Source organism: Bacteroides sp. 519 (genome assembly GCF_010500955.1).
Lineage (GTDB): Bacteria > Bacteroidota > Bacteroidia > Bacteroidales > Bacteroidaceae > Bacteroides.
The window spans coordinates 1-919 of the sequence record NZ_QVMJ01000071.1; the positions used below are offsets into that span (position 1 = coordinate 1).

Consider the following 919-nt stretch of genomic DNA (forward strand, 5'->3'; position numbering starts at 1 on the left):
AGGGCAGCGAAAGCCATCATCGCATACTTAAAATTCATTTTCATTTTCATCTTTTTGTTTATTGGTTAATAAATAATATTGGGTTTCCCCGATTGTTAATCGTTAATTCTTTTTCAGACACGGATTGCGCGGATTACACGGATTTTGAAACACGGATTTAATTTTTAAACCGGTATTAAATCCGTGTTTTAAAATCCGTGTAATTCCGCGTCATCTGTGTCTAAATATTTATTCATAATTTATCTAAGTGTTCACGTAAATTATAATCGCGTATCATCTTACTTATCTCCGGATCGCGTTCCGCACGGTTTATCTTGCCCGGATCCAGGCGGCAAGCTTCCATCAGGTGATCAACAGCGGCCTGATGCTCCTTCAACCGGTAGCAGAGAATAGCAGCCAGGTAATGTGTGTTTGCCGTTTGAGGCAACGTAGCAAGCATATTATAGGCTCGTCCATCGTATCCCAAGCAGGTAAGGGCAACGGCGGTGTTGTAATCTTTGTAATCACTCAAGATGCTCAAAGCGCGTTGGTATTCACGGTTACGTAATAACTTCAGGGCGTGCATGTATTCGGTACGCTGATCGGTAGTGAATTCCGGGTTACCCAGCAAGCTACCGTCGGCCAGTTCGTCCATCGAGGCAATTACGTAGCTTAGTGTGTCTACGTTTTGAATTTTATAATAGCTACGGTCGGTAGCGGTAATGTTACCTCCGATGGTTAGTTTCAGGTTCTTCATGCCGGCTGTTACAGGGTAGGTACGGGTGTAACGGTAGCTGTAACTCTTACCGGCAGTGATGGGGGCATTGTAGTGTGCATCCGGACGGTAAGGGGCGGGAACCATGTATTTAAATACTTCTTGCTGACGGGAGCCTTTTGCTTCGTTGGCAGCAATCTTTTCGTGCAACAGAAATTCACTGGC

At 44.6% G+C, this 919-nt stretch carries 1 pseudogene; it reads right to left on the bottom strand.

Annotated features, from left to right (window positions below):
- Positions 1 to 232 precede the first annotated feature (232 nt).
- A pseudogene (locus tag D0T85_RS21935) lies at positions 233 to 919 on the bottom strand (CDC27 family protein); the annotation flags it as partial.